Genomic DNA, 4,455 nt, shown 5'->3' with positions numbered 1-4,455 from the left:
GATTTGGGTTTAAAGGAAGAAGGCTCATATTATCTAGGAGAGAAGGAAGAAGTAATGCAAGTCATGAAGTGAAAACCGCTATAACTACAAAATAATTATAAGTTGCATAAAAGTTGTAAGTTGCCCTGAGATATAGTTAAGTTTCTGCAAATTTAGGAGTTAAATTATGCAAAATCATAAAAGTTCTTCTAAGAAAAATGATTGACAGAATAGAATATGGTTTCTCATAATTTTCTTTGTGTTATTGCTAATGCTGATATGGCTAATATTTCGGGATATAAAAGTAAATATTGAATGCCAAAAATCTCCGAATGCCGAAATATACTGTCAGTTACACAGAACAAATATTCTGAAACAACAAACACAGACATTTTTACCTGGTGAGTTAAAAGGCGCAACACTAAACAGATATACAGATGAAGATGGAAACTCCTATCAAATTATGCTGAAAACAAAAAAAGGCAATATTTTATTTGGTATGTCTGATGGATCGATACGCTCAAAACAGGAGAAAGTGAACCAAATTAATAATTTTATTGAGGACTCAAATATAACTCTACTAAATGTAGAAAAAGATGATACTGTACAATTCTTTTGGGATTTAATTTCCTGTGGTTATATTGTGGCTATTTCTCTATGGGTTATGTTATTAGTAATGATTCAATTTATTAGAGAAAGGCTAACTTCCATACTCAATCAGATGAATAAACCCCCTAAAAAAGCTCTTTTATCTCTAGAGGAAAAGCCACAGGAATAATAAAATAAACAACTGCATCAAATTATCATAAGTATAGTAGTAAATTCCATAAGTTGTTACTGGAATGAGGGTTGTAAGACCAAAGCAGATTTGGTTAGTTTCTTACCTTGTCGATCATCCTGAAGATAATTTTATACTTATACCATTTCTCCATGAAGTTGCACTTAATATAATTAATATAAAGAGTCAGTGTAATAAGGTCTGAGCAACAATTATTAAGCACATTGTTACAGAGAAATGGTATTAGATTTTAACTAGCTTTTAAAGCGAGTCGCACATAACCAAAAGTCACATTAAATTTACGACACCAGATACCAACAGACTTAAATTCATTAAGATTAACATTCTGTGGTAATTCGTATCTTTGGGTTCCTTTAACATTCTTCAACGCTGCCAGATTAATATAATTTTCTTCCTTAACGTTCACAGGAATGCTACTATTTCGGTGTAGAATAACTCGTACATCAGGACCTGTGACAGTAGTAAAATCTTCAGTAAATTCTAGGTAACGTTTTCCATTTTCGGTAATAATTCTAGCGTTTCCTGATGTGGGATGGTTTTGTTCAACTGTAACGAAAGAGCCATTTGCTATCAGCTTTTGGGCAATAATTTTAGTGTCAGGTTGTGCTGAGACGGTAGTTGGAGTAATTACAATACCACTGATAGTAGCTAATAATATTGTAGTGGTAATGGTAAGTGTCTTGAAAGTATTGTTCATCATCTTAACTCCGTTAGTTGACTTATACAACTAAGATAAAAAGCATGATTAGGAAATTGCTGAAGTAAAGACAATAAGAAGTTAGATTTAGGCTGAAATTAGTTTTAGATGATTCTCAGAAAAATTTCACTTTTTTAGAATATCAGGACAATACACCTCAGTATCATTAAGATTGGCGTTGCATAGCGGTGCTGGGTAAGTCGATGGTAGTCCATAGTAATGGTATAGGAAGTGTGGGGAAGTGTTGGAAAAAAATATATATTATCAGTATTACTATAACATAAGCTGAATAATAACCTTGTAGGGACGTTGCATGCAACGTCCCTACTTTGTGGTCTAATAATTATGATTATGAAAAACCTTCTAACTTCTATCTTCTAACTTCGCTACCTCAAATCGAGTCTTCAATACAGAATCAGGATTCAAACTAATAGAATCAATTCCTAATTCTACCAACAATTTAGCAAACTCAGGATAGTCACTCGGTGCCTGACCACAAATGCCAATCTTACGTCCGCAGTCATGGGCAATAGTAATCGCGATCTGCATCATCCTGCGCACAGCATCATGGCGTTCATCAAAAACGTCTGCCACTAATGCTGAATCTCGGTCTAAACCTAATACCAACTGAGTTAAATCATTCGAGCCAATAGAAAAACCATCAAAAACCTGAGCAAACTGTTCCACTAAAATCACATTACTAGGTAACTCACACATCACATAAACCTGCAAACCATTCTTACCCCTTTCCAAACCATACTTACCCATCTCTGCTAATACCTTCTTCCCTTCCTGGGGTGTACGACAAAACGGAATCATAGGAATCACATTTGCTAATCCCATTTCATCCCTTACCCGCTTCAGTGCCACACATTCTAAACCAAAAGCTTCCCGATATTTAGGATGATAATAACGAGATGCACCCCGCCAACCAATCATCGGGTTTTCTTCATCGGGCTCAAACTGTTTCCCACCCAATAAGTTAGCATACTCATTACTCTTAAAATCACTCATCCGCACAATGACAGGTTTCGGATAAAAAGCAGCAGCGATCGATCCCATACCATAAGCTAGGCGATCGATAAAGAAATCTGCCTTACGTTCATATCCGACAGTCAACTCAGCAATTTTTGCCTTTTCGATCTCATCTGCCACTTCGTCAAAATTCAACAATGCCAAAGGATGCACCCCAATATGATTAGCAATCACAAATTCCAAGCGTGCCAAACCAACACCATCAGAAGGAATTGCCGATAACTTAAAAACTTCCTCTGGGTTGCCCACATTCATCAAAATACGAGTGCGAGTTTCAGGTATATCATCCAATACTGTTTGTACATCCTCAAACTGTAGCAAACCCTCATAAACTACCCCTACTTCTCCCTCAGCACAAGAAACAGTTACTTCAGAACTATTGCGCAATAGTTCAGTCGCATTTTCACAACCAACGATCGCCGGAATACCCATCTCCCGCGCAATAATAGCAGCATGACAAGTACGACCACCTTGGTTAGTAACTATAGCGCTAGCTTTTTTCATAATAGGTTCCCAGTCGGGGTCAGTTTTGTTAGTTACTAATACCTCCCCTGCTTGAAACTCGTCAATTTTATCTGTATCCAGAATGACGCGCACATTACCTTGGTTGATAGCTTGTCCCACAGCGCGACCTGTTACTAAGACTTTTCCCTTCTCCTGCAAGTGATAAGTATGGAGAATATTACTAGATTTTTGAGATTGTACTGTTTCTGGTCGCGCCTGTACTATATATAAACTATCATCGTTCCCATCTTTTGCCCACTCAATATCCATTGGCGTGTAACTACCGCGCACTTGGGAATAGTGATCTTCTATAACTACCGCCCACTGAGCAAGTTGTAAAATTTCATCATCAGTCAAGGCAAACTGTTGTTTTTTTCGTTCTGGAACGGGTACATTTTTCGTGGAGTTACCGCCATCGTAAACCATTTTGACTGCTTTGCTACCAAGGCGTTTGTTGAGAATAGTGCGGAAACCTTCTCGAAGTGTTGGTTTAAATACTAGGTATTCATCGGGGTTAACTGCACCTTGGACGACATTTTCCCCTAAACCGTAAGCTGCTGTAACTAGGGCAGCATTTTTAAATCCGGTTTCGGTGTCTATGGAAAACATTACACCGGAAGTAGCAAGGTCAGAACGAACCATTTTTTGAATGCCAACGGAGAGGGCGACATCAAAGTGGTCAAAACCTCTGACAGTGCGGTAGGAGATGGCACGGTCTGTGAATATTGAAGCAAAACATTTATGAGCTGCTTTGATTACATTTTTAATCCCGTGAATGTTCAGGTAGGTTTCTTGTTGTCCGGCAAAACTGGCATCAGGTAGGTCTTCGGCAGTCGCGCTGGAACGCACTGCAACATCTGTGTCTTTAGCGTAGAGGTAACATAAGGTTTCGTAACTTATGGTTATCGCTTGTTCTAGTTCTGCTGGAAAGGGTGTATTCATTATTAATGCTCGCGCTTTTTTACCCCGTTGTTGCAAATTTTTGATGTCTTCAACGTCAAGGTCAGCGAAAATATCGCGCAGTTTTTTCTGTAAACCAGCAGTTTCCATGAAGTAACGGTAAGCATAAGTAGTGGTAGCAAAACCATTGGGAATGTTGATACCTTTGGGACTAAGTTGTTGCATCATTTCCCCTAGAGAGGCATTTTTACCTCCTACTAATGGGATGTCATTAATGCCAACTTCATCAAACCATAATATTAAAGATTTTTCTTTAGTAGAAGCAGTCCTTTGTTGAATGGCTATTATGTTTGTCATAGCTTTAATTTCTCCTAAAATTAAGCTGTTTCATCGTGGTACAGCTTTGAGATAATTTGTAAGCATTCAGCTATTAGCATTCAGCTATCAGCAATAAGAACCAGCTCTTAAGGGTATCTATAATATAGAGTTTTATACTAAGAAAGATGTTTATAAAGTATAGTCTTAAGAGTGGGGTTTAAAT

3 protein-coding genes are annotated in these 4,455 nt (G+C 37.6%); 1 reads left to right on the top strand and 2 read right to left on the bottom strand.

All coding sequences use genetic code 11. The annotated features are described in order from the left end of the window. Positions 1-250: 250 nt before the first annotated feature. A complete protein-coding gene (locus tag AFK68_RS08785; RefSeq protein ID WP_143437703.1) occupies positions 251-757 on the top strand; it encodes a hypothetical protein in 507 nt (168 codons plus the stop codon). A gap of 250 nt (positions 758-1,007) precedes the next feature. Here the strand turns inward: AFK68_RS08785 and AFK68_RS08780 are convergent, their stop codons facing one another. Both AFK68_RS08780 and ppsA read right to left on the bottom strand, forming a co-directional pair. Next, positions 1,008-1,478, bottom strand: a complete 471-nt coding sequence (locus AFK68_RS08780) for a DM13 domain-containing protein (protein WP_094672402.1) — start codon at positions 1,476-1,478, stop codon at positions 1,008-1,010. A 360-nt stretch (positions 1,479-1,838) separates the two neighbouring features. Further along, positions 1,839-4,271: a phosphoenolpyruvate synthase gene (gene ppsA / locus AFK68_RS08775; protein WP_094672401.1), complete on the bottom strand. Its 2,433-nt coding sequence runs from the start codon at positions 4,269-4,271 to the stop codon at positions 1,839-1,841. Positions 4,272-4,455: the final 184 nt, after the last annotated feature.

This window comes from Hydrocoleum sp. CS-953 (genome assembly GCF_002260545.1).
Classification (GTDB): domain Bacteria; phylum Cyanobacteriota; class Cyanobacteriia; order Cyanobacteriales; family Microcoleaceae; genus Trichodesmium.
The sequence above is the reverse complement of the archived record's forward strand: the minus strand, read 5'-3'. Positions and strand labels throughout refer to the sequence as shown.

Excerpts from the sequence above, each read along its gene's own strand:
- AFK68_RS08780 (WP_094672402.1), bottom strand. The coding sequence starts at position 1,478 with ATGATGAACAATACTTTCAAGACACTTACCATTACCACTACAATATTA.
- ppsA (WP_094672401.1), bottom strand. The coding sequence starts at position 4,271 with ATGACAAACATAATAGCCATTCAACAAAGGACTGCTTCTACTAAAGAA.
- AFK68_RS08785 (WP_143437703.1), top strand. The coding sequence starts at position 251 with ATGCTGATATGGCTAATATTTCGGGATATAAAAGTAAATATTGAATGC.